Genomic DNA, 20,898 nt, shown 5'->3' on the forward strand with positions numbered 1-20,898 from the left:
GCAACACCTCAAAGGGAATAGGAAAGACGCAGGCCGACTTGCGTGGACTCGCGGCGCATGCCGGTGGGCAACCGGATGGCGCGCGAGACGAAGAGGTCGACGCTGGCGCCCGCCGCCTGCACCGAGACGCCCACGGTCGCGCCCGACATCGAGCCCGAAGGCACGCCCGCCGCGCGATTGCTCACACGCCCCACGTCCAGCCCGATGTAGCCGCGCCCGACCACCGGCACACCGCCCAGGTTGTGCGCGAAGGGCAGCCCGAGCTCGTTGCGCCACAGGAGCCCGTTGTCGCCGCTGAGCGTGTTGACCAGCGAGCCGCGCACGCTGCCCGGGCCGCCGATGAGGAACTGCTGCGAGCCGTACAGCGTGTCGAAGGCCCTCTGGGCGCTGAACTGGCTGGACCAGGCGAAGGTGGTGTCGGCCCACTTGAAGCGGCGGTCGAAGCCGAGGTCGAAGTTGAGCTTGTCGAACTGCGCATGCGGCTGGTCGCGCGCCAGGCCCGCCGGGTCGTGCAGCGCGCCCAGGCCCTTGAGGCCGTGCGCCCATGCAAGCCGCCCGTTCAGCACACCGCCGCCCAGCGCAACGAAACCGCCGAGGCTCAGCTCCGAAACGGTGAGCTTGCGGCTGGCAACGCCGAGCAGTTCGCCGCCCACGTAGCTGGTGGTGTCCTGCGTGCCGATGCGCGCACTGGCGTTGAGGCGGCTGCCGGCATCGCGAAACAGCACGCGGTCGACCGAGAAGCCGACGGTGTCGGTGCGGCCTTCGACAAGCAGCGTGTTGCCGCTGGGCTGCGCGATGCGGTTGCCGTAGCTGGTACGGCTGAGGTCGGCGCCGAAGTTCCAGTAGCCCCAGGGCACCGACACCAAGAGCGCCGTGGCCCTGGAGCGATGGTCCGCGTCGTACGGCACCGCGTTGCGCTGGGTGATCGCGATGAGCTCGTTCAGGCCGAGCAGGCTGTCCAGGCTCAGCGTGCCGCTCAGGCTGGTACGGCCGGTGGCGGGCGTGCCGAGGTTGTCGGCCGACAGCAAGAGGCGCGCCGGTGTGCGCGAGGGGTTGCGCACCACGACGACGCTTTCGCCGGGTTGCTGGCCGGGGCGGATGTCGAGCGTGGCGCTGTTCGATGCGAGTCGGTTGAGCTGGTCGGTGCCCTGTTCCAGGTCGCGCAGGTTCAGCAGCTCGCCGGGCGCGGCCGGAAAGGCGCCGGAGAGCGACAAGCCGCCGGGGCGCGCGGCATCGAGCTCGTAGTTCTCGATGCGGCCCTCGACCACGCGGATCGTGAGCGTGCCGGTGCGCAGGTCCTGCGCGGGCAGGTAGACGCGGCTGGTGATGAAGCCCCGGTCGATGTAGCTCTTGGTGACCAGGGCCAGGATGTTCTCGAGCTTCTTCGCGTCCAGGCACTGGCCGGCGTAGTCGGCGTCGATCTGCTCGCGCAGCGCGGCGGGCAACTGCGTTGCGCCTTCGATCGCGATGTGCCGGATGTCGCGGCAGCCGCCCAGGTCGGGCACGGCGATGCGCGGCACCTCGACCTGCGGCTGGGTGCCCGGGCGCGCCGGCGCGGCATTGCGGGCGCGGTCCTGCTCTTCGCGCAAGCGGTCTTCCAGCTGGCGTTGCGCGGCGTCGTTCTGCCGCAGCACGGCGGGCGGCACGACCTGCGCAAAGGCGTGCTGCGACGCAGCCAGCGTGCAGAGCAGGGCGGCAAGGGCGGTTGCGGATGCACGGGCGACACGGGCGAACCCCGGCGCCGACGGCTGCGACTTCTTCATGGGCGTCTCACAGAACCTTGTGTAGACAGCCCACTCGCGAAGGCGATGCGGACCCTTGCGCAGGGCGCGCAAGGGTCGACGGGCTGCTTTACCGATAAGTTCTAAATTGTGAGAATTTGTTGTGGCCGCGTATGTCGCTATCCGTAGCTACACCGGCCTCGTGGCGGCGCCAGGAACGTCAGGCGTCAGGCAGCGGGCGCGCCGGCCCGCGGCCGCCGCACGGCGCGCACCTTGCCGCTGCCGCCGCCGCCGGCATAGAAGAGTCCGGCCCCGTCGTACTCGAGCCCGCTCACGCCGGCACCCTGCGGCATCTGCAGCCGCTCGAGCACCGCGCCGCTGGCGGGGTCGATGCGGCGGATGTCGCTCTCGTCACCTTCCCAGGTGCCGTGCCACAGCTCGCCGTCGACCCAGGTCACGCCGGTGACGAAGCGGTTCGATTCGATGGTGCGCACGACGGCGCCGGTCTCGGGGTCGATCTGGTGGATCTTGCGGTCGCGGTACTGCCCCACCCAGAGGCTGCCCTCGGCCCAGGTCAGGCCCGAATCGCTCCCGTGGCCGGGTGCGGGAATCGACCTGAGCACATCGCCGGTGGCGGGGTCGATCTTGTCGATGCGCTGCTCGGCGATCTGGTAGAGGTGCTTGCCGTCGAAGGCGGTGCCGGCATCGGCGGCGCGGTCCAGGGTGCGCGTGCGCTCGCCGCTCTCGGGGTCGAAGGCGAACAGCCGGGCGCCGCCGGCGGCCCACACGCGCTGGCCGTCGTGGGTGACGCCGCCCACGCATTCCACGCCGTCGAAGGGACCGTACTCGCGCACGATCTCGGCGGCGCGCGCTTCGGGTGCGGCGGGTGCCTTGTTGCTGGTTGTCGTTGTCGTCGTCGTCGCTGTCTCGCTGCTGCTCATGAATGGCTCCTTGTGTGGCGCAACGCGGATCGGCGCCTTGCAGACAACTCTATGCAATAGGCAGCGCGGACGGGAGTAACAAGATCGTCGTGAATCCCGCGAGCGGCGGCGCCAGCCAGCGCTGCGCCCGCGCCCGGCCGATGGCGCGCACCCGCCCGTCGGCCTGGAGCTCGGCAAGGGCGCGCTGCACGGTGCGCTGGCTGGCATCGAGGGCCAGCGCCAGCGCCGAGGTTGACCAGGCCGCGCCGTCGGAGAGCAGCGCCAGCAGCGCGCCCTGGTCGCCGTCGACGGGCGGCGCCAGCACAGCGACGGTGCGCGCGTCGCGCGGCCGCAGCACGAAGCCGCGCGCGGTGGCCTCGATGCGCGCCTGTTCCTTGACGAGCGCACGCAGGCGGCCGATGTCGACGCGCAGCCGCGCGCGGTGGGTTTCGTCGGGATGGCGGGTGCGGAAGGCGGACGCGATCAGCGCGTCGCGGTCGACGTCGCCGGGCCATGCTTCGGCCAGCGCGCGCGCCAACGCAAAGAGCACCGGACGGCGCGCGAGCGGCCGCCATGCATCGCCGGTGCCTACGCCGCGGCGGCAGGCATCGACCACCAGGGCATCCGACGCCAGGAGCGCCGCGACCTCGTCGAGGCGAAGCAACTGTTCGCCGTCGGCCAGCAGTCGGCGGGCGGCGGGGCGGTCGAGCGCGGCGCGCGCTTCGGCCACCTCCGCAAGCAGCGCGGGCACGCGTGCGCGAACGGCCGTTTCATGCGCGCGGGCGAGAGCCTCGCGCGCGGCGGCGATGTGCAGGGAGCGCAGCGCGAGTTCCGCCCGCGCCAATTCCGCCACGGCCGCGAGGGACGGTGACAGGCCTTGCGCATCGAGCGCGGCCAGCGCGGCCAGCGCGGCCCCGGCCTCGCCGAGGCGCCCGATCAGCAGCAGCTTGCGCGCCGCGATGAGCCGCGCCTGCAGCGCATTCGCGTGGTCGGCATGCGTGGTCAGCGTGGCCGCGGCGGCCGACAGCGCGCGCGGCGAGCCGCCGAGGTCGCGCATGGCCAGCGCCACTTCGGCCTCGGCGACGACGCAGCGTGCGCGCGCCAGCGCCTCGTGCGCACCGAAGCCGCGCGCGGCGCGCTTGAGCAGTTCGCGCGCACGCGGGTGCTCGCCGAGCTGGGCCATGGCGATGCCGCGCAGGGCCAGCGCCGGCGGATCGTCGCGCAGGGCCACCCGCTTGAGCGCGCCGAGCGCATCGCCGGCGGCGAGCGCGCGTGCGGAAGCGGAGATCAGGGAGTCCATGGCGACAGGCTACACCGGCCTTGCGGGGCACCTCGCCTGGACATGACCGGCAACGACCTGGCCCAGGGGCGGCTGGTGCGGCTGTTCGACATCGGCATCGGCGTGCCGGGGGACTGCGCCTGCCGGCCGGTCTACCCGGAAGCCGGCAGCGAAGACCCGCGCGTGCTCGCCTTCAGGGCATGGATGCTCGAAGCGGCGCGGCAACCGGCCTGAAGCGCGGGCCGGGCGTCGGCGCAACGGTGCTCAGGGTTTCCGAGCGTCGGCGAGCCAAAAACCTTGCCGGCGCCTGTCACACGGAGGTCATGAGCTATTAAAACAATAGCATTCAGCCTCGATCCGAAGATCGTTCCTCGTAAACGCTATATCTAGCCCGACTCTTGCTAAGCAAAATCCTGGACGGATTTCACGTCACGCAAGATCGAGGACCACACAGCAATGATTCCTGAGCGTCTCCGGCAGCCACTGGCTGCATTGGCACTGGGCGGTGCAGCAGTTCTGGGCACCTTCGGGGCCATGTCTTCGGCCCACGCGTTTTCCAACCCGCCCATCCAGGTGGCGCAGGGCATCGAGTACATGTGCGGCGGCGCCGGAAAAGACGAGGCCGCCTTCATGGAAATGGTGGCGCCGCGCTGGGCCGCCACCATCGAGTTCGGCGTGAACGGCGGCAAGGCCGGCTTTCCGGCCCGCGCAGCGGTCGAGGTGCGCCGCAAGTACACGGGCGAGAAAGTGATGGAGGCGCAGTCGCAGGGCCCCTACATGCTCGCGCGGCTCGACCCGGGCGCGTACGACGTGAACGTCACGCTGGGCGGGCTCACGCTCACACAATCGCTGATCGTGATCGCCGGGCAGCCGAGCCGCGCCAGCTTCTCCTGGCCGTCGAACTTCGACATGGCCTCGGTGGCGCCGCCGCTGCCGCAGGCGCTGGCGCAGTCGAGCGTGGCGCGCTGATCGATTCCGCAACCCGCGCCGCGCTCTCTGGCGCGTGCCGCGGCTTGTTTGCCGGTCAGCCTTGTCTAAGTCGTGCGCCGCACAGTGGCGCCGTGGCTTGTCGCCACACGACCTGGAAAGGATTCAGACCATGAGCTCCCGTTTTTCTTCCTCCACCCGCATGCGGCCGCTGGCGGCCGCCATGGTGTGCGGCGCGCTCCTGCTGGGCGCGCTTTCGTCGGCCCAGGCGGCGGTGAACCCGCCGATCTACATGACCCACGGCGTCGAATACATGAGCGGCGGCATCGGCAGCGACGAAGCCAAGCTGATGGAGACGGTGTCGCCGCGCTGGCCCGCCACCTTCGAGTTCGCGATCAAGGACCGCAAGGGCGCCGACTTCGCGGCCGGCGTGCATGTCACGGTGCGCGACGGCAGCGGTGTCGCGCTGCTGGACAACGTGGTGTCGGGCGGCCCGTTCATGGTGGCGCGGCTGGAGCCGGGCACCTACGAGGTGGAAGCGCGCATCGGCAGCCAGGTGCTCAAGCAGCAGCTGCATGTGCTGCAGGGCGCGCCCGCCAAGGCCGTCTTCGAATGGCCGGCAGGCACCGACATGGCTTCGGCCGGCACGCGCACGGTGCAGTAACCCGGCGGCGCCGGGCGGGGGCGCGTTGCCGCCCCGCGTTGCAGCTTCGCGCCCGCCCGCCCACAAAGCCTGCTATCCGGGCGTCATGCGCTATAGAAAAAATAGCGGTCGGCGCGCTGCTGCCTGTCTTGAACACGCGGCATGCGCCTTGCAAGTGGGGTATCCCGGGTAGTGCCCGCACCCTTTGCCCCGATGCCGATACGCCCCCTGAGCGTCCTGACCGCTCTGCTGCACGCCTACATCGCGCTGCGCCTCCTGCCTGCGCTTGCGGCGCTCACGCCCGCCTGGCCGGTCGTGCTGCTGCTGCTCGTGGTGTCGGCCGCCACCATTCCGCTGCCCTTCCTGCCGTCGGTGTCGCGCCGTGGCGCTGCGCCCAGCAGCGCGTGGCGCCGGGTGCTCGGCCAGGGGCTCAAGTGGGTCGGGCTGATCGGCATGGGCTGGTTCTCGTCGATGTTCGTGCTGACCGTGGCGCGCGATGCGGCCCTGCTGCTCACCTGGGCGGCCGGCGCGCTGGGCGGCTGGCCGGTGCGCTGGAGCGCGCTGCAGCCATGGAGCGCCCTGGCGGTGCTGGCCATGGCCACGGGCACCTCGCTGGTCGGCTTTCTCAACGCGCGGCGCACGGCGGGCGTCAAGCGCGTCGACATTCCGATCCGCGGGCTGCCGGCGGCGCTCGAAGGCTTCACGATCGCGCAGTTGAGCGACATCCATGTCGGCCCGACGATCCGCAGCGCCTACATCCAGCGCATCGTCGATGCGGTGAACCGGCTGGGTGCCGACGCCATCGCGATCACCGGCGACCTGGTGGACGGCAGCGTGCCCGAGCTGCGCGAGCACATCGCGCCGCTGGCGGGGCTGCGCGCGCGGCACGGCACTTTCGTGGTCACGGGCAACCACGAGTACTACGCGGGCGCGCATGCCTGGATCGACGAGCTGCGCCGTCTGGGGCTGAAGGTGCTGCTCAACGAGCATGTGGTGCTGCAGACGCGCAATGTGCGCGGCGCGCAGAACGACGAGGAACTGTTCGAAAGCGCGCTGGTGCTGGCCGGCGTGACCGACTTCACCGCGGGGCATTTCGATGCATCGCACGCCAGCGACCCGCACCTGGCGCTCTTCGACGCACCGCCGCTGGTGCACACGCGCGTGCTGCTGGCGCACCAGCCGCGCAGCGCGACGGTGGCCGCCGCGGCGGGCTACCAGCTGCAGCTGTCGGGCCACACGCACGGCGGCCAGTTCTTTCCGTGGAACCTGTTCGTGCCGATGCAGCAGCCCTTTACCGCGGGCCTGCACCGGTTGCACGACATGTGGGTCTATGTGAGCCGGGGCACCGGCTACTGGGGTCCGCCCAAGCGCTTCGGGGCGCCCTCGGAGATCGCGCTGCTCACGCTGGTGCCGGCGCGGCCCTGAGCCCATCGGGCCGGGCCGTTCGTTCCTTATCTCAGGATTGCAGTTCAGCCAGCCGGCGCGCGTTCGACGTGGCGGCGGCATGAATGGGCTTGAGCCCTTCGCGCGCGATGCGGGCGGCGGTGCCCGAGAGCTGGCCCGCCGTGCTCGCGGTGCGGGCCGCGGTCTGCACGAAGGCATCGCCGCGCGCCGCCGCCTGTGCGGGGGTGACGCTGCCGACCATCAGCACCAGGGCCGTGGTGCTCTGCAGCCACTGCTGCAGCGCCTTGTTGGCCAGCGAGAAATGGCTGCTGTGCCATTGCCTGACCATCGCCATGCCCGACTCGCTCGCCGCGGCGAGCTTCTCCTGGCCCATGAGCTGGAACTCCGCCAGGTCGGCCGGGCTCGGCGTGAGCCCGGCCTTGGCCATGCGCTCGGTGCGCATGCGGATGACCGAACCCGAAGACAGCAGCATCTCGTTGGTCTTGAGGGCCAGGTCGAGCCACTGCATGAGCGGATTGGCCAGACGGGCGGTGGAACTGAGAGATGACATGGGGCCAATGCGTGGGGGGAAGAGAACCCACTATAGGCCTGGGCCGCCGCAATTGCTGCAGCGCAACAAAAACACCTTTGATAAAAGAAAAAAGTCTTGTCCTGACCGCAACACGTGCGCGCTGATCGCACGTTTGTTTAAGTCGCGGCCGATCGCAGGCGCTTTGCGCGCAGTTCGGTGACCAGATATGCCACCAGCGCCACCATCAGCGGCAGCAGGTAGTAAAGGCCTCGATAGGCCAGCAGCGCCCCCAGCAGCTTGGCCTCGGCCACCTCGTGCGAGAGCAGGGCGACGAACACCGCCTCCAGCACGCCAAGCCCCGCCGGCACATGCGTGACCACGCCCGCCACCGCCGCCACCAGCAGCACGGCCAGCACATGCGGATAGCCGACCTGCCCCTGCAGCAGCAGCCAGATCACCCCGCCCATCAGCGACCAGTTGAGGCAGGACATCGCCAGTTGCAGCAGCGCCATGGGGAGCGCCGGCGTCGTGAATTCATGGCCCCGCACGCGCCAGACGCGCCCGGCCGAAAAGGCACACAGCGCCACATAGGCCGCCGACAGCGCCAGCAGCGCCACGCCCAGCACGCGCAGCCCGCCGCTGTCGATCTTCCAGTCCGGCGGCAGCGTCATCGGCCAGAAGCAGAAGGCCACGCCGGCCACCACCAGGTAGCCCAGCCAGTTGGTGAGCATGCTGAAGCCCAGCACGCGGGTGATGGTGTCGTTGTCCAGGCCCAGGCGCGAATAGAGGCGGTAGCGGAACGCCACGCCGCCGACGAGCGAACCGAAGTTCAGGTTGAAGGCGTAGCTGATGAAGGTCACGCCCATCACCGAGCCGGCGCCCAGCGTGTGCCCGGTAAGCCGCCGGCCCAGCAGGTCGTAGGTGCTGTAGAGCAGGAAGCTCGCCGCGGCCAGCGCGCCGGCAGCCAGCAGGGTGGAGGCGGGCAGCGCGCGTATCGCGACGAGCACCTCGTTCCAGTCGATGTTGCGCGCCTGGTTCACGAGGAGCCAGGCGATGAGCCCGAAGAAGCCCCACACCACCGCGCGGCGGGCCCAGGGCCACCAGGATTGGCGGCGTGCGATAGCCAGGGTACTCATCGTGGGGATCCGGTCCGTTGTGGGTGGGGTGTGGGTCGTGTCGGCGGCTTCAAGCCGCTTCGGTGGTCTGCGTCGCGCCGCCGTTGGTGTTGCTGTCGGCGCTGTTTTTCTTCTTCTCGGCCAGCTCGGTTGCTTCGGCCGGCGTGAGGCGCGGCACATGGCGCGGCAGGCGGTTCAGCCAGGCCGGATACCACCGCAGAAAGTGGAAGATGAAGAAGCTGCGCACCAGCCGCCAGCCGCTCCATTCGCTGGCCAGGTCTTCGGCGCCGATCTTCTTGCACGCGTTCTGCATCAGGCCGTCCATGCGCTCCCACAGCAGGTTGTTGAAGGCCTTGTCGCGCACGATGACGTTGGCCTCCAGGTTGAGCGACAGGCTCAGCGGGTCGAGGTTGCTGGAGCCCACGGTGCTCCAGCGGTCGTCCATCAGCGCGACCTTGCCGTGCAGCGGGCGCTCGCAGTACTCGTAGATGCGCACGCCGGCGTGCAGCAGGTGGTGGTACAGCATGCTCGCGGCCGTCTTCACGATCGGCATGTCGGGTTCGCCCTGCAGGATGAGGCGCACGTCCACGCCGCGCCGCGCCGCGCGCCGCAGTTCCTTGATGAGCCGGTAGCCCGGAAAGAAGTACGCATTGGCGATCACGATGCGCTCGCGCGCCGAACGGATGGCGGCGCGGTAGTGGCGTTCGATGTCGTTGGTGTGGCGGCGGTTGTCGCGGGTGACGAACATCGCATCGGCCTCGCCGGCCGTCATCTGGCGAACCGGCGGCGCCTGCTTGAGCCGGCGCCGGAACCAGCCCGCGCCCTTGCCGCCGACCGCAATGGCACGCAGCACGAACTGGTGGATCTGCGCCACGATCGGGCCGGCAAGTTCCACCGCGTAGTCCTGCTTGGCCTTGGGACCGAAATCCAGCAGATGGTCCGCCGAGTAGTTGATGCCGCCCACGAAGGCGCGCTCGCCGTCCACCACCACGATCTTTCGGTGCATGCGCCGGAACACATTGAGCCGCTGGCCCATGACGCGCTGGCCGGTGTCAAACACCCGCACCTTCACGCCCACCGACGTCAGGCCCTCGATGAATTCGCGCGAGAGGTCGGGCGAACCGAAGCCGTCGATCATCAGGTCGACCTTGGCGCCGCGCTGCGCGGCCTCACGCAGCGCGGCGTGCAGGCCCAGGCCCACCTTGTCCTCGAACAGGATGAAGGTCTCGACGATGACTTCGCGCTGCGCGTTGCGGATGGCGTCGAAGACGCGCGGAAAGAACTCCTCGCCGTTCTCCAGAAGCTCGATGCGGTTGCCGGCGGTCCAGTGGTTGTCGTTGCGCATGGTGGGCGTGTTCAAAGGTCGATGTCCGCAACCAGCGGTGCGTGGTCCGACAGATGCGACCAGGGCCTGCGCGGCAGCACCACGGGCGAGTGGACCCCGGCGTTGCGCACGTAGATGCGGTCCAGCGACAGCATTGGAAAACGCGCTGGAAAGGTCTTGGCCGCGCGCCCGTGGGCATGCACGAACACCTCGCGCAGCGAGGCGCCTTTTTCGAGCACCGCGTGGGCGCGGCCGCGCCAGTCGTTGAAGTCGCCGGCCACGATCAGCGGTGCATCGGCGGGCACCTCGTCGCGCACGATGTGGCAGAGCAGCTCCAGCTGCTGCTGCCGGTGCGCTTCGGCCAGGCCCAGGTGCGCGCAGATGGCGTGCACATCGACCGTGCGGCCCGGCAGGCGCAGCACGCAGTGCAGCAGGCCGCGCTTTTCGGGACCGCTCACCGACACGTCGTGGTTGCGGAAATGCACGATCGGAAACTTGGACAGCACCGCATTGCCGTGATGCCCCTTGGGGTACACGGCGTTGCGTCCGTAGGCGAACTGCGGCCACATGGTGTCGGCCAGAAATTCGTAATGCGGCGCCTCCGGCCAGTTGCTGACCTTCTGCGAGTGGCGCGAATGGGTGCCCAGCACTTCCTGCAGGAACACCACGTCGGCCCCCACCGTGCGCACGGCGTCGCGCAGCTCGGGAAGAATGAATTTGCGGTTGAGCGCCGTGAACCCCTTGTGGGTGTTCACCGTCATGACCTTGAGCGAGGTCGGCGCGGGCGCGGCTGCGGATTGAGGTTCTGAAGACATCGGTCCGCAGGTTGTACGTGGCTGCGCGGGGCTGGCCTGTAGGAACGCGCCACCTTCTTTGCCGCGGGCCTCGCGCTGTCCTGCTGCCTGTCGCGCGCGGGCGGTCGGCTCCTACAGGCAGGGTTGCCGCACCCCCACACGAGCGGCTTTGACGCACTCCTACGGTGACTTCAGGGCTTTGAAAAAGAGGCCGCAAGTTTCGACATTTCAAGCAACCAAGGAGCAACACCATGAAGCAGCAACACACGATTCTCCGCGCCACCGTGCTGGCCGCCCTGCTGGGCATCACAGGCGCCGCGATGGCCCAGTCGACGTCCATCCCGGCGCAGCCCGACCCCGCCGTGGGCGGCCAGGCCAGCACGATGACGCCGGCCGGCGTGGCCAACCCGACCCAGCGCCCCGATAACTCGATGCCCAACTCGCGCGAAGCGGTGAAGTCCGAGGCGCGCGTCCAGAACCGCAACAACGCCAACAGCATGGTGCCCAAGGGCGAGGCCTCGACCACGGTCAACCATCAGCCCAACGCGATGCCGCAGCCGACCGGCGCTGTGTCCCGTGCGGAAGTCAGCCAGCAGGGCCGCAAGGTGACGCCGCAGTTCGGCCAGAAGGGCGAGCGTCCGGAGGTGCCGACCAATCCGACCGAGAAGACCGGCACGCCGAAGTAAGCACTTCAGTCCAAAGCAAAAAGCCCGCAACGCTCTGTGCGTTGCGGGCTTTTTGATTTGCCTGCCGCAGTCACCGCCGCACTCAGCGGCGGTGTTTGTTCGTCAGCTCAGCTCTTGACGGGAGCGGCGTCGCTCTTGTGGCCGCCATGGCCCCGATGACCGCGGTGGCCGTGGTCGCCGGCGTGCACCGTCTCGGCGTCGAAGGTCTTCTGCTGCTCGGGCGTCAGCGCGGCATAGAAGGTCTTCGTGGCGTCGGCACGCTTGGCGAACATCGCGCTGCGTTCGGCCTGGCGGGCCTGCATGCGTTCCAGGCGCTGGGGCGTGGTCAGCTTGGCGAACTCGGCGCGGTCCATGCGTTGCGGGCGGGCACCGGCCGGCGGCTGGTTGGCCGTGGTGTAGGTGGCCCACGCGCTTTCCTGGGCGCCGGTGAGCTTGAGCTTTTCCTTCAGCGCGGCCAGGCGCTTGGCACGGTGCTCCTTCATGCGCTCCATGCGCTGGGCGGGGTCCATGCGCTTGTGCTGTGCCTTGGGGGCGGCGGTGGTGTCGGCCTGGGCCACGGCGGCGGCGGGCGCCGGGAGGGTCGTTGCGGCCGGCGCTTGGGCGAAGGCGCCCGAAGAGGCGAAAGCGGCGGAACCCAGCAGGCTGGCCCAGACGATGCGTTGACGAAGAGAAATCATGAGAAGAGCTTCCTTTCGAAGAAGTCCGCCACCGAAGGGCAGCGGGTGAAACGAAGTGTGGAAGACCTCTGTAACGCCTGCGTTAGCCAGGCGTGAGCTTGGGTAAAGAACGGTGAACAGGCCCTAGCCCAGCTTGCCGTTCTGGAAGTCGTGCACCGCCTGCTTGATCTCTTCCTGCGTGTTCATGACGAAGGGGCCGTACTGGGCGATGGGTTCGTTCAGCGGTTTGCCCGCGATCAGCAGCGCGCGCGCCGGGCTGTGGTTGGTGGCGCCCGCACGCAGCACCACGCCGTCGCTGCCGGGGTCGTTGGCCAGGATGGCCATGCGCCGCGTGGGCACCTCGCTGCCTGCGACCCAGAGCGATTCGCGGAACACGTAGACCAGCACGTTGTGGTCCTCGGGCAGCGGCTGCGCGAACTCCGCGCCCGGGGGCAGCGTGACGTCCAGGTAGAGCGGCTCGGTGTGCTCGCGCAGCACCGCGCCGTCGATGCCGTGGCTCACGCCGGCGATCACGCGCACGTGCACGCCGTCGGCGGTGGTGAATTCGGGAATCTCCTCGCTCTGGATGTCGCGGTACCAGGGCTCGCGCATCTTGTCCTTGGCGGGCAGGTTGAGCCAGAGCTGAAAGCCTTCCATCAGGCCTTCCTGCTGCTCGGGCAGCTCGCTGTGCACGAGGCCGCGTCCGGCGGTCATCCACTGCACGCCGCCGTTCTCGAGCAGGCCTTCGTGGCCTGCGCTGTCGCGGTGGCGCATGCGGCCCGCGATCATGTAAGTGACGGTTTCGAAGCCCCGGTGCGGATGGTTCGGAAAGCCGCCGATGTAGTCGCCCGGGTTGTCGCTGCCGAAGGCGTCCAGCATCAGGTAGGGGTCGAGCCGTTTTTGCAGCGTCTGCTGCAGCACGCGGGTGAGTTTGACGCCGTCGCCATCGCTGGCGGAGACACCGGCCACGATGTGGTCGAGGCTGCGGGGCGTGACGACGGGTTCGGTGGGGTGATGGGCGTTCTTCTTCATGTGGCCCATGGTGTCACCAACCGCCAGACCGCGCCACCGGTGGGGATGCCCTTATCGGGGCCACTGCTGGCGTTGCCAATAGCAGTATTGCCAGCGGGTTTCGAAGCCGGCGCGGTGATAAAGCGAAAGCGCCGGATGATTCTGGGCGTCGACCTGCAGGAACACGCGCTCCAGGCCCTTGTTCGACGCCGCTTGCGCAAGCCCCGCCAGCACAAGCCCTGCCAGGCCCCGGCCCCGGTGCGCCTTGTCGGTGCGCATCCCGTGCACGCTGGCCCAGCCGTGGCCGAAAGCCATCGCGCCGGCGGCCACCGTGCGTCCGTTCTCGCGCACGCTGGCGTAGAGCGAACCCTTGGCGCGGGCCAGCGCGCGCACGCGGTACGCGCCGTCCACCGGATCGAAGCCCTCGCCCAGGAACAACGCGGCCCAGGCGTCGTCGGGCGTGCGATCGACATCGGCCAATGCCACGCCCTTGGCCACGATCAGCCGCATCTGCCGCACCGTGCCCACCTGCACGCAGGTGGGGCTGTCCGCCATGTAGTGACGCCGCTCCAGCTCGGCCCGCAGGCTGTCGAAGCATGGGGCGTCGGGCAGCCGAAACGAAGGCACGACATGGCGGCTGTCGTAGCGGTCTTCGATGCGGTCGACGGTGCCGGGCTCCACCGCGCTGCGGTGCAGCGGCACGGCCGACTTGGCACGCTTGACGGTGCCGCCGTCGAAGGGCAGCAGCCAGCCGTCGAGCTCTTCGGTCGCCTCGGGCGCCACCGCCGCGATAGTGGCGCGCTCGATGGCTTCGACGTGTTCGACGGATTCGAAATGGGCGGTGTTCGGCGCGGCGCTCATGGTATGTTGGCCTCCGGTGGATTGAATTTGGCGGCCGCCACGCTCTTCAGCAAGGTCTCGCGCTGGTTGCGGCTGATGCCGCGCACGCCGTCCGCGACCCACTTGGTGCGGTCCGGATCGATGCGCCCGTCGCGCCGCCATTGTTCGAGCACGGCCTGTGGCTTGTGCAGCATGGCCGCGAGCCACACGGCCTGCGCGGGCTCCAGCGTGCGCGCGCTGCGCTTGAAGTAGCGCCGCGCCGCGGCCTCGGCGCCGCAGATGTTGCCGCCCCAGGGCGCGTTGTCCAGATAGAGCTGCAGGATGCGCGCCTTGCCCAGTGTCTGCTCCATCTCGACCGCATAGAGCAACTCGCGCAGCTTGCGCTCGGCCGTGCGGTCGCCGCCGGTGGCCAGCAGCTTGGCGAGCTGCTGCGTGAGCGTGCTGCCGCCGCGCTGGATCTGGCCCTCTTTCTGGTTGTTGTCGATCGACGCGAGGATCTCGGTCAGGTCGTAGCCGGCGTGGCTGAAGAAGCGCTGGTCTTCGGCCGCGATGACCGCGCGCGCCAGCCAGCTGTCGTTGGCCAGCCTGGCGGACGGTCCGCAGCTGGTGCGCGCGCCCAGCAGGGCCTCGGTGCCCAGCCCCTCCACCGTGAACTGGCTGATGACCGGCAGCACCGCGAAGGTGGCCTCGGGCAACACCAGGTGCCCGCTGAGGGCCAGCGTGCCGCCGATGCGTGCGCGCTGCAGCTCGGGCAGGGTGGGCACCAGCACCGCGTACCAGCGGGCGATGGGTGCGTCCTGCACCTTGGCCTCGAGCCGGAGGTTCCTGGGCGCCAGCTTGCCTTCCCAGGTGCCCTGGAGCATGTCCGTCTCCGCGGTGCGGGGCGTGGCTTCGAAGCCGCCGGAGAGCGTGTTGCCGTCGCGGCGCACGGTGGCGACCAGGCGTTCGACCGTCAGGGGCTGCTTGCCGAGCGCCGGCACATCGACGCTGCAGGGCGCACAACGCAGCTCCTGCAGGCCGGTGGCGTCTTTCCAGCTGAAATGCACGGTGCCGAAACGGGTGTCCAGCGAATGGCCGTCCAGCCGGGGCGCAAACCAGGGCGAGGTGGCCAGCCGCACCGCCGTGGGCACGCCGATCTCGAAATCGAGCGGGCCGGCCTTGACCGTGGTGCTCCACTCGCCCGCCGCCGGGGCCAGCGCGATCTTCGCTATCAGGAAAATAGCTACAAGCGCTGTCACAACGAGGGCCAGCAGCCCGAAAAACACAAATCGCAGGGTCTTCTTCACACGCACGTTTCTCACATCGGTCTTGCCACCGTGACGGCTTGCCACGGACCGGTCGACTGCCCGCTCGCCGCCGACCAATACCAGGCTGAAGTGTCGGTGAAAGCCGTGCCTTGGGCATCGACGATGCGCTCGCAAACGCGGATCTTTTGCGCGCCGTGCCGTTGCGCAACAAAACAGCGCCACAAACGCGCCTCTGCATCGCGTTCCAGCCGCGCCTGTTCGATGCGATAGCCGAGCGCGCGGTAGCAGTCTGCGGCCGGATGGAGCATGCGCGTGGGCTGTTTGACCTCGCGCATCACCAGGGTCTGCGTGCCGTCGGTCATGCGGCCGATGGCGCCGGGGAAGCGGTCGGCAAAGCGTTGCTCGACCTCGCTCAAGGCCAAGGGCCGCAATGGAACGCCGTCCCACTGGCTGGGCCACTCGTGCGAGGCCGCCATCTCGCCGGCAACCGCCGGTGCGCGCAGCGCCGCGGCGGTCGACCACAGCATGCACAGCAGCATCGCCAGCGCAAATACCGACTTGTGGCCGATGCGGTTGAGGAAATGGTTGGCGAACCAGCGTTCAAAGAACGGTGTCGACATGGCGGCCTCCTTGGGTGGTGATCAAGCCCTGCACCGGATGCTCCGCAGGCTCCGCCGCCATGCGCGCCGGCACCATCAGCCGCGCGATGCAGCCGCACACGGCGGCCAGCACCACCAGTCCGAGCGCGTTGTGCGCCCAGGGCGCCAGCGCCTGGCCTGCGCCTTCGAATGCAACAAGCACGCTGTTGCGCACGATGTTGCCCGCCAGCACCAGCAGGCCGACCATCGGCAGGCGGCGCACGAAGGCCGCGTCGCTGCGGCGCGTCCACAGCGCGACGGCGCAGGCGGTGAAGTAGCCCAGCCACACCATCTGCACGCCCGAGCAGGGCGCATCGACGATCACCAGGCGGCCGTCCACCATGAGGCTCGCGCCTTCGCGCGCCACGTCGAAACCGGGCACGAGCAGCCAGCGGCTGGCTTCGGCCGTCACCACGCGCAGCGGATAGCCCGCATAGAACTGCAGCGACGACAGCAGCGGCAGCGCAAGCACCGCAAGGCCGGCCACCGGCAAGGCCGCCACGCGCCGGGGCAGGAAGGCGAGCAGCCCGCAAGCCAATGCCAGCACCGCCACCAGGCCCGCGGCCAAGGGCGGCAGCGCAGGCAGGCCACCCAACCCCGAGCGCAGCAGCGTCGCCAGCACGGTGCCGGCACCCGCCAGCGCCAGCCAGCCCAGCCGCGGCGAGGCGCGCAGTTCGCGCCGGCACTGCCATGCGAGGGCCGCGAGCGCGACCAGCGCCACCATGCCCAGGGGATCGTCGGAGCCGTCGCGCATGCGCTGGACCATCCAGGTCCAGGTCGGCGTCAGCGCTGCGCACTGCAGCGCGAGCCAGCCGGCGGCCGGCGCGCGGTCGATGTGGATGCCCCAGTCCACGATGCGCGGATGACGGTGGGCGAGTGTTGCCAATGACATGTTTCTCCTCGCTTGTTCAGGAGGTGAAGCGGCGCGCGTCGTTGCGGCGCGCACGGCGGCGCAGCATGGCGAGCATCGACAGCACCACGGCGATGGCGCCCAGCGTTTCGGGCTCGGGGGTGCTAGGCACTTCGGCGCCGAAGGACGGCACGGCCTGGTCGCTCACGCCTTGCGGCATCGGCAGCGGCTGGTTCACGTCCACACCGTTCTGCGGCGCGAGGTTGCGCACCACCTTGTCCACCGCGATGAAGCTGGTGTACTGCGTGAGCAGGCTGTACTTCAGGCCGAGCTCGGTGATGCGCTCCTTGAAGGCCGCGCTGCCTTCGAGCGCTTCCTGGTCGCTCAGGCTCTGGATGCGATGGCGTGCCCACAGCGTGCGCAGCGCGGCGGTGTCCAGGCGGGTGCGGTCGTCGATGCGCACTTCCTGGCGGTACGGACCGTTGGCGCCCTGGCCTTCGATGATCACCCGGCCCTTGGCCTCGCCCCGCCACTTGCCGAACACGATCACCGGGCGTTCGCCGAGCACGTCGGGCAGGGACTGCGGTTCCACGTCGTACACATCGAGGCTGCCGAAAGTGGCCTTCACGTTGGTGAGCACCGGCGACTCCACCATGCGGCGAAAACGCGCGGCCTGCTCGGGCGCCTGAACCGGGTCGGTGATGATGAAGGGCTCGCCCATGCCGGCGCGTGCAATGCCTTCCATCAGGCTGCGATTCACCGAAGAGCCGATGCCGAAAGCGAACACGTTGGCCTTCGAGAGATTGCTGCGCACCAGCTCGAAGGCTTCGCGCTCGACCGTCACGTAGCCGTCAGTCACCACGACCACGGTACGGGACACTTTTTCTTCCTTAGGTTCGGCGTAGACGCGCTTGAGCGCCGGAATCAGCTCGGTGCTGCCGCTTCCGCTGTAGTTCTTGATGGTGGCGAGCGCCTGCTCGATGTTGGCGCGCGTGGCCGGCACCGACTTGGGCGAGAGCATCTTGTTGCTGCCCGAGAACAGCAGCACGTTGAAAGTGTCGCTCGGGCGCAGCCCGCCGATCAGGCGTTCGAGCACGGTCTTGGCGGTGTCCAGCGGAAAGCCGTGCATCGAGCCGGAGATGTCGACCACGAAGATGTAGTCGCGCGGCGAAACGGCGCTGGCGGCCACGGCCTTCGGGGGCTCGATCATCGCGAGGAAGAAGTTCTCGGCGCTTCCATCCGAGTTTTGGCCCTGGCCTTTGTAGAGCATCAAGCCCGATTCGATTTTTTCGCCCGCCAGGCGGTAGTCGAGCACGAAGTCGCGGTTGTCGGCGGGGCGGCCGTCGGCCGTGAGCGTGATGTCGGCGTGCTGGTCTTCGTCGCTCTTCTTCACGTCGATGGCGTGCGTGGCCGAACGCACTTCCTTCAGGCCCATCGGCGTGTCGATGCTGGCCTTGAGCTTGAAGGTGGTGCCCGTTGCAACGCCTGCGCGCAGCGTGGGTTGCGCGACCCACCTGGCTGCTGCGTTCTCCGACTGCGGGCTGTTGTAGCGCGGGCCGACCACGGTCGGGAACACGAACTGGTAGTTGCCCGACTGCGGCACCAGCAGTTCGGTGTAGCGCAACTCCACCTTCACCTCGTCGCCGGGCAGGATGTTGGCGACATTCATCTGGAACACGTTGGGCAGGTGCTGCTCCAGCAGCGCGGCCGTCTTGCCTTCCTTCTTGGCGGTGTCGTACTCGATCCGAGCCTGCTGCTTCTCGCGGATCTGCGCGGTGATCAACCGGTCGGCCAGGCGCACGTTGAGGCCGCTCACCGCCGCCTTGGTCGAACCGGGGAATACGTATTTGGCTTCGATGGCGCGCTGGCCTTCGTTGCGGTACGTTTGCGTGACCGTCACGTCGGCGATCACGCCTGAAATCTTCACGGCCACTTCCGTGCCCTTGAGCGGCAGGCGGTCGACCGAAGGGTCATCGCTCTTGACGAAGAAGTACGGGCTTTCCGTCTTCAGCCGCGGACCGGTGGGCGCTTCCTGCGCGTGCACCGGGCGCAGGCCCATGGCGATGAAGCCCGCGGTCGCCAGGCTCACGGTAGCGAGCCAGAGCCAGCGGCCGGGGCGGGGGGTGGAGGTGGCATCCATGGCGGGGTCCTTGTCCGTGCGAACTTGCACAGCCGCAACTTTGGCCACCGCGAGAGAAGGCAGTTGGAAGCCTCCTTGAAGTCGCCGGCGGCGAATGCGCCGCTGTGTGAAGCCTGTGTGAAGTGAGGCACCCGGGCGCTTCACACGGCCTTCGGGTCGCGCGGCGAGCATCGCCGCTTCGCTACAGACGAGGAGAAAAAACATGCCTGCGTTCTTCAAGGCTCTTCAAAATTCCGTGCTGGTCAAGGTGGCCGGCCTGTTCTTCCTGGTGCTGCTGCTTTGCATCCCGCTTGCGGAGATCGACTCGATCAACCGCGCACGCGGCCAAAGCCAGCGCGAGGCGGCCGGCGAACTGGCCGCCACCTATGCCGGCCGCCAGACCATGGTCGGCCCGCTGCTGCTGGTGCCCTATGTGGAGCGCTGGATGGAGCCGCTGCGCAATGCGCAGGGCAAGGTGATCGGCCAGGAAGCGCGCAGCAAGGAAATGACCCATGTGGTCTTTCCCGACAAGCTGCACATCGAAGGCACGATGGCGCCGCAGGAACGCTACCGCGGCATCTTCAAGATTCCGTTCTACACGCTCAACGCCACGCTCACCGGCAACTTCGCGGCCTACGACCCCAAGGCCGTGGCGCGCAGCGAAGCCGATTCGAAGATCGAATTCAGGACGCCTTTCGTGGCCTTCAACGTGAGCGACCTGCGCGGCCTGGACGGCTCGCCGGCGCTCGCGATGAACGGCGAGACGCTGCGCTTCAGGCAGCGCGTGCCGGGCCTTGCCAACGACGCCTGGTTCGCCGACGGCATCCACGCGCCGATCACCGGCGCGGCGTTCGCGGCATGGCAAGCGGGCTCGCCGCTGCCCTTCGACATGAAGCTCGGGCTGGTCGGACAGGACACGCTGGCGATCACACCCGTGGCCGAAGAAACCACCGCGCACCTCGCCTCGCCCTGGGCGCACCCGAGCTTCGGCGGCCGCTTTCTTGCCGTGCAGCGCAACGTGACGCCGCAGGGCTTCGATGCGCACTGGCGCGTGTCCTCGCTGGTGACCTCGGCGCGCGAGCAGGTGCGCGCAGGGCTCTCGGGCCGCAGCAACGCCAGCGCCAGCGCCGACGACGGCAGCTCGGTGCGCCCGCGGCGCGAACTGGGCGCGCTGCAAACCTTCGATGTGTCGCTTGCGCAGCCGATCAACGTCTATTCGATGAGCACGCGCGCCGGCAAGTACGGCATGCTTTTCATCGGGCTGGTGCTGATGGCCGCCTTCATGTTCGAGCTCTTTCGCAAGCTGCGCCTGCACCCGGTGCAGTACGGGCTGGTCGGTCTGTCGATCGCGCTGTTTTTCCTGTTGCTGCTGGCACTGTCGGAGAAGTTCGCTTTCTGGCTCTCCTACGCCGGTGCGGCCGGCGCCAGCGTGGCCTTGCTCGCGGTGTATTTCAGCGCGGTGCTGGGCGGTTGGCGGCGCGGCCTCTCGTTCGCAGCCTTTGTCGCATTGCTGTATGGCGCGCTCTATGGCCTGCTGGCCTCCGAAAGCAATGCGCTGCTGCTGGGTGCGCTGTTGATCTTCGGCATGCTGGCCACGCTGATGCTGGTGACGCGCAAGGTCGACTGGTATGCGCTGTCGCGGCGCAGCGAGCCCGTGCCTGCAGCGTCCGCTGCACCCGCTGCAACAGGCGCATGAATCGCATGCGGTTCGCGCTCGACGTCCTGGGCTGGCAGATCCATGCCGCGCAGTACTCCGCCGCCGTGCTGCGCACACCGGTCGCACTACTTGCAACACATGACGGGAAGCCGTTTCAAGACGTGTCGAAAAACTCGAACATGGCGATCATGTTCCGCCATGTGGTGGTTCCAGAGCCCCACGCAGTGCATCCGGCCGCTTTCTCGCGCAAAATCGCGCGGCGGTCGGTTCGTGGCGAAAGGGGCTGTCAAGGCCTCGTCGTCACCGACGATCCGACGATGGGCGCGGCTTGCAACCGCGGGCTGTGCGACACCACCGTGCACGCCCTGGATGCCAGTGTGGACCTGTTGGTGATCGCCTTCGACCACGACAACAAGTACTTCGGCGCCATGCATTGCGCACCACAGGCAGCGCGCCGCGGCGCACGCGATCTGCAACTGCTGGAACGCAGCAGCGCCCGCCGGCTCCAACCCTTTCGCCAGTAGCCCCTCAGCAGCTCCTTCTTCCCGGTTTTTCC

Annotated in this window: 21 protein-coding genes; 7 read left to right on the forward strand and 14 right to left on the reverse strand. The window is 68.8% G+C overall.

The genetic code is table 11. The features are described from left to right. Window positions 1-8 precede the first annotated feature (8 nt). The 3 genes from ABIC90_RS05155 to ABIC90_RS05165 all read right to left on the reverse strand — a co-directional run bounded on the left by ABIC90_RS05155 (window position 9) and on the right by ABIC90_RS05165 (window position 3,941). Window positions 9-1,763, reverse strand: a complete 1,755-nt coding sequence (locus ABIC90_RS05155) for a ShlB/FhaC/HecB family hemolysin secretion/activation protein (RefSeq protein WP_354352979.1) — start codon at window positions 1,761-1,763, stop codon at window positions 9-11. A 185-nt stretch (window positions 1,764-1,948) separates the two neighbouring features. After that, the gene (locus tag ABIC90_RS05160) at window positions 1,949-2,662 is read right to left on the reverse strand and encodes a Vgb family protein (RefSeq protein ID WP_354352980.1); all 714 of its coding nucleotides are present in this window, start codon (window positions 2,660-2,662) and stop codon (window positions 1,949-1,951) included. Window positions 2,663-2,711: 49 nt separating this feature from the next. Next, the gene (locus ABIC90_RS05165; protein ID WP_354352981.1) at window positions 2,712-3,941 is read right to left on the reverse strand and encodes a helix-turn-helix domain-containing protein; all 1,230 of its coding nucleotides are present in this window, start codon (window positions 3,939-3,941) and stop codon (window positions 2,712-2,714) included. A gap of 42 nt (window positions 3,942-3,983) precedes the next feature. On the opposite strand from ABIC90_RS05165, the gene ABIC90_RS05170 reads away from it, so the two are divergent. From ABIC90_RS05170 to ABIC90_RS05185, 4 genes are all read left to right on the forward strand, one after another. Then, window positions 3,984-4,154 carry a hypothetical protein gene (locus ABIC90_RS05170; RefSeq protein ID WP_354352982.1) on the forward strand — a complete coding sequence of 57 codons (171 nt, stop codon included), beginning with the start codon at window positions 3,984-3,986 and terminating at the stop codon, window positions 4,152-4,154. Between the two features lie 222 nt (window positions 4,155-4,376). Then, the gene (locus ABIC90_RS05175) at window positions 4,377-4,889 is read left to right on the forward strand and encodes a hypothetical protein (protein ID WP_354352983.1); all 513 of its coding nucleotides are present in this window, start codon (window positions 4,377-4,379) and stop codon (window positions 4,887-4,889) included. Between the two features lie 130 nt (window positions 4,890-5,019). Continuing rightward, window positions 5,020-5,511, forward strand: a complete 492-nt coding sequence (locus ABIC90_RS05180; protein WP_354352984.1) for a hypothetical protein — start codon at window positions 5,020-5,022, stop codon at window positions 5,509-5,511. 192 nt (window positions 5,512-5,703) lie between these two features. Further along, window positions 5,704-6,915, forward strand: coding sequence for a metallophosphoesterase (locus tag ABIC90_RS05185; RefSeq protein ID WP_354352985.1), 1,212 nt, complete (start codon window positions 5,704-5,706; stop codon window positions 6,913-6,915). Window positions 6,916-6,946: 31 nt separating this feature from the next. Here ABIC90_RS05185 and ABIC90_RS05190 read toward each other — a convergent pair whose 3' ends face one another. From ABIC90_RS05190 to ABIC90_RS05205, 4 genes are all read right to left on the reverse strand, one after another. After that, the gene (locus tag ABIC90_RS05190) at window positions 6,947-7,444 is read right to left on the reverse strand and encodes a polyhydroxyalkanoate granule-associated phasin (RefSeq protein ID WP_354352986.1); all 498 of its coding nucleotides are present in this window, start codon (window positions 7,442-7,444) and stop codon (window positions 6,947-6,949) included. 137 nt (window positions 7,445-7,581) lie between these two features. Continuing rightward, window positions 7,582-8,541: a lysylphosphatidylglycerol synthase domain-containing protein gene (locus tag ABIC90_RS05195; RefSeq protein WP_354352987.1), complete on the reverse strand. Its 960-nt coding sequence runs from the start codon at window positions 8,539-8,541 to the stop codon at window positions 7,582-7,584. Between the two features lie 49 nt (window positions 8,542-8,590). Beyond that, the gene (gene clsB, locus ABIC90_RS05200; protein ID WP_354353137.1) at window positions 8,591-9,865 is read right to left on the reverse strand and encodes a cardiolipin synthase ClsB; all 1,275 of its coding nucleotides are present in this window, start codon (window positions 9,863-9,865) and stop codon (window positions 8,591-8,593) included. An 11-nt stretch (window positions 9,866-9,876) separates the two neighbouring features. Beyond that, window positions 9,877-10,659 carry an endonuclease/exonuclease/phosphatase family protein gene (locus tag ABIC90_RS05205; RefSeq protein WP_354352988.1) on the reverse strand — a complete coding sequence of 261 codons (783 nt, stop codon included), beginning with the start codon at window positions 10,657-10,659 and terminating at the stop codon, window positions 9,877-9,879. A gap of 230 nt (window positions 10,660-10,889) precedes the next feature. Here ABIC90_RS05205 and ABIC90_RS05210 point away from each other — a divergent pair, with 230 nt between their 5' ends. Next, the gene (locus ABIC90_RS05210) at window positions 10,890-11,324 is read left to right on the forward strand and encodes a serine/threonine protein kinase (RefSeq protein ID WP_354352989.1); all 435 of its coding nucleotides are present in this window, start codon (window positions 10,890-10,892) and stop codon (window positions 11,322-11,324) included. A gap of 107 nt (window positions 11,325-11,431) precedes the next feature. On the opposite strand, the gene ABIC90_RS05215 is transcribed toward ABIC90_RS05210, so the two are convergent. From ABIC90_RS05215 to ABIC90_RS05245, 7 genes are all read right to left on the reverse strand, one after another. Further along, window positions 11,432-12,001, reverse strand: coding sequence for a Spy/CpxP family protein refolding chaperone (locus tag ABIC90_RS05215; protein ID WP_354352990.1), 570 nt, complete (start codon window positions 11,999-12,001; stop codon window positions 11,432-11,434). Window positions 12,002-12,124: 123 nt separating this feature from the next. After that, entirely contained in the window at window positions 12,125-13,021 is an 897-nt protein-coding gene (locus ABIC90_RS05220; protein WP_354352991.1) for a pirin family protein, read from the reverse strand. Between the two features lie 42 nt (window positions 13,022-13,063). After that, window positions 13,064-13,852 carry a GNAT family N-acetyltransferase gene (locus ABIC90_RS05225; protein WP_354352992.1) on the reverse strand — a complete coding sequence of 263 codons (789 nt, stop codon included), beginning with the start codon at window positions 13,850-13,852 and terminating at the stop codon, window positions 13,064-13,066. After that, window positions 13,849-15,117: a biosynthetic peptidoglycan transglycosylase gene (locus ABIC90_RS05230; RefSeq protein WP_354352994.1), complete on the reverse strand. Its 1,269-nt coding sequence runs from the start codon at window positions 15,115-15,117 to the stop codon at window positions 13,849-13,851. The genes ABIC90_RS05225 and ABIC90_RS05230 overlap by 4 nt, the downstream gene beginning before the upstream one ends. 11 nt (window positions 15,118-15,128) lie before the next feature. After that, the gene (locus tag ABIC90_RS05235; protein WP_354352995.1) at window positions 15,129-15,698 is read right to left on the reverse strand and encodes a hypothetical protein; all 570 of its coding nucleotides are present in this window, start codon (window positions 15,696-15,698) and stop codon (window positions 15,129-15,131) included. After that, window positions 15,679-16,608 carry an exosortase Q gene (gene xrtQ, locus ABIC90_RS05240; protein ID WP_354352996.1) on the reverse strand — a complete coding sequence of 310 codons (930 nt, stop codon included), beginning with the start codon at window positions 16,606-16,608 and terminating at the stop codon, window positions 15,679-15,681. The genes ABIC90_RS05235 and xrtQ overlap by 20 nt, the downstream gene beginning before the upstream one ends. 16 nt (window positions 16,609-16,624) lie before the next feature. Beyond that, window positions 16,625-18,706: a VIT and vWA domain-containing protein gene (locus tag ABIC90_RS05245; protein ID WP_354352997.1), complete on the reverse strand. Its 2,082-nt coding sequence runs from the start codon at window positions 18,704-18,706 to the stop codon at window positions 16,625-16,627. Between the two features lie 202 nt (window positions 18,707-18,908). On the opposite strand from ABIC90_RS05245, the gene creD reads away from it, so the two are divergent. Then, complete coding sequence (gene creD / locus ABIC90_RS05250) at window positions 18,909-20,381, forward strand: cell envelope integrity protein CreD (RefSeq protein WP_354352998.1); 1,473 nt, start codon at window positions 18,909-18,911, stop codon at window positions 20,379-20,381. Then, window positions 20,378-20,866: a glycoside hydrolase family 3 N-terminal domain-containing protein gene (locus ABIC90_RS05255; protein ID WP_354352999.1), complete on the forward strand. Its 489-nt coding sequence runs from the start codon at window positions 20,378-20,380 to the stop codon at window positions 20,864-20,866. The genes creD and ABIC90_RS05255 overlap by 4 nt, the downstream gene beginning before the upstream one ends. Window positions 20,867-20,898 lie beyond the last annotated feature (32 nt).

Source organism: Variovorax boronicumulans (assembly GCF_040544675.1).
GTDB lineage: Bacteria > Pseudomonadota > Gammaproteobacteria > Burkholderiales > Burkholderiaceae_C > Variovorax > Variovorax boronicumulans_D.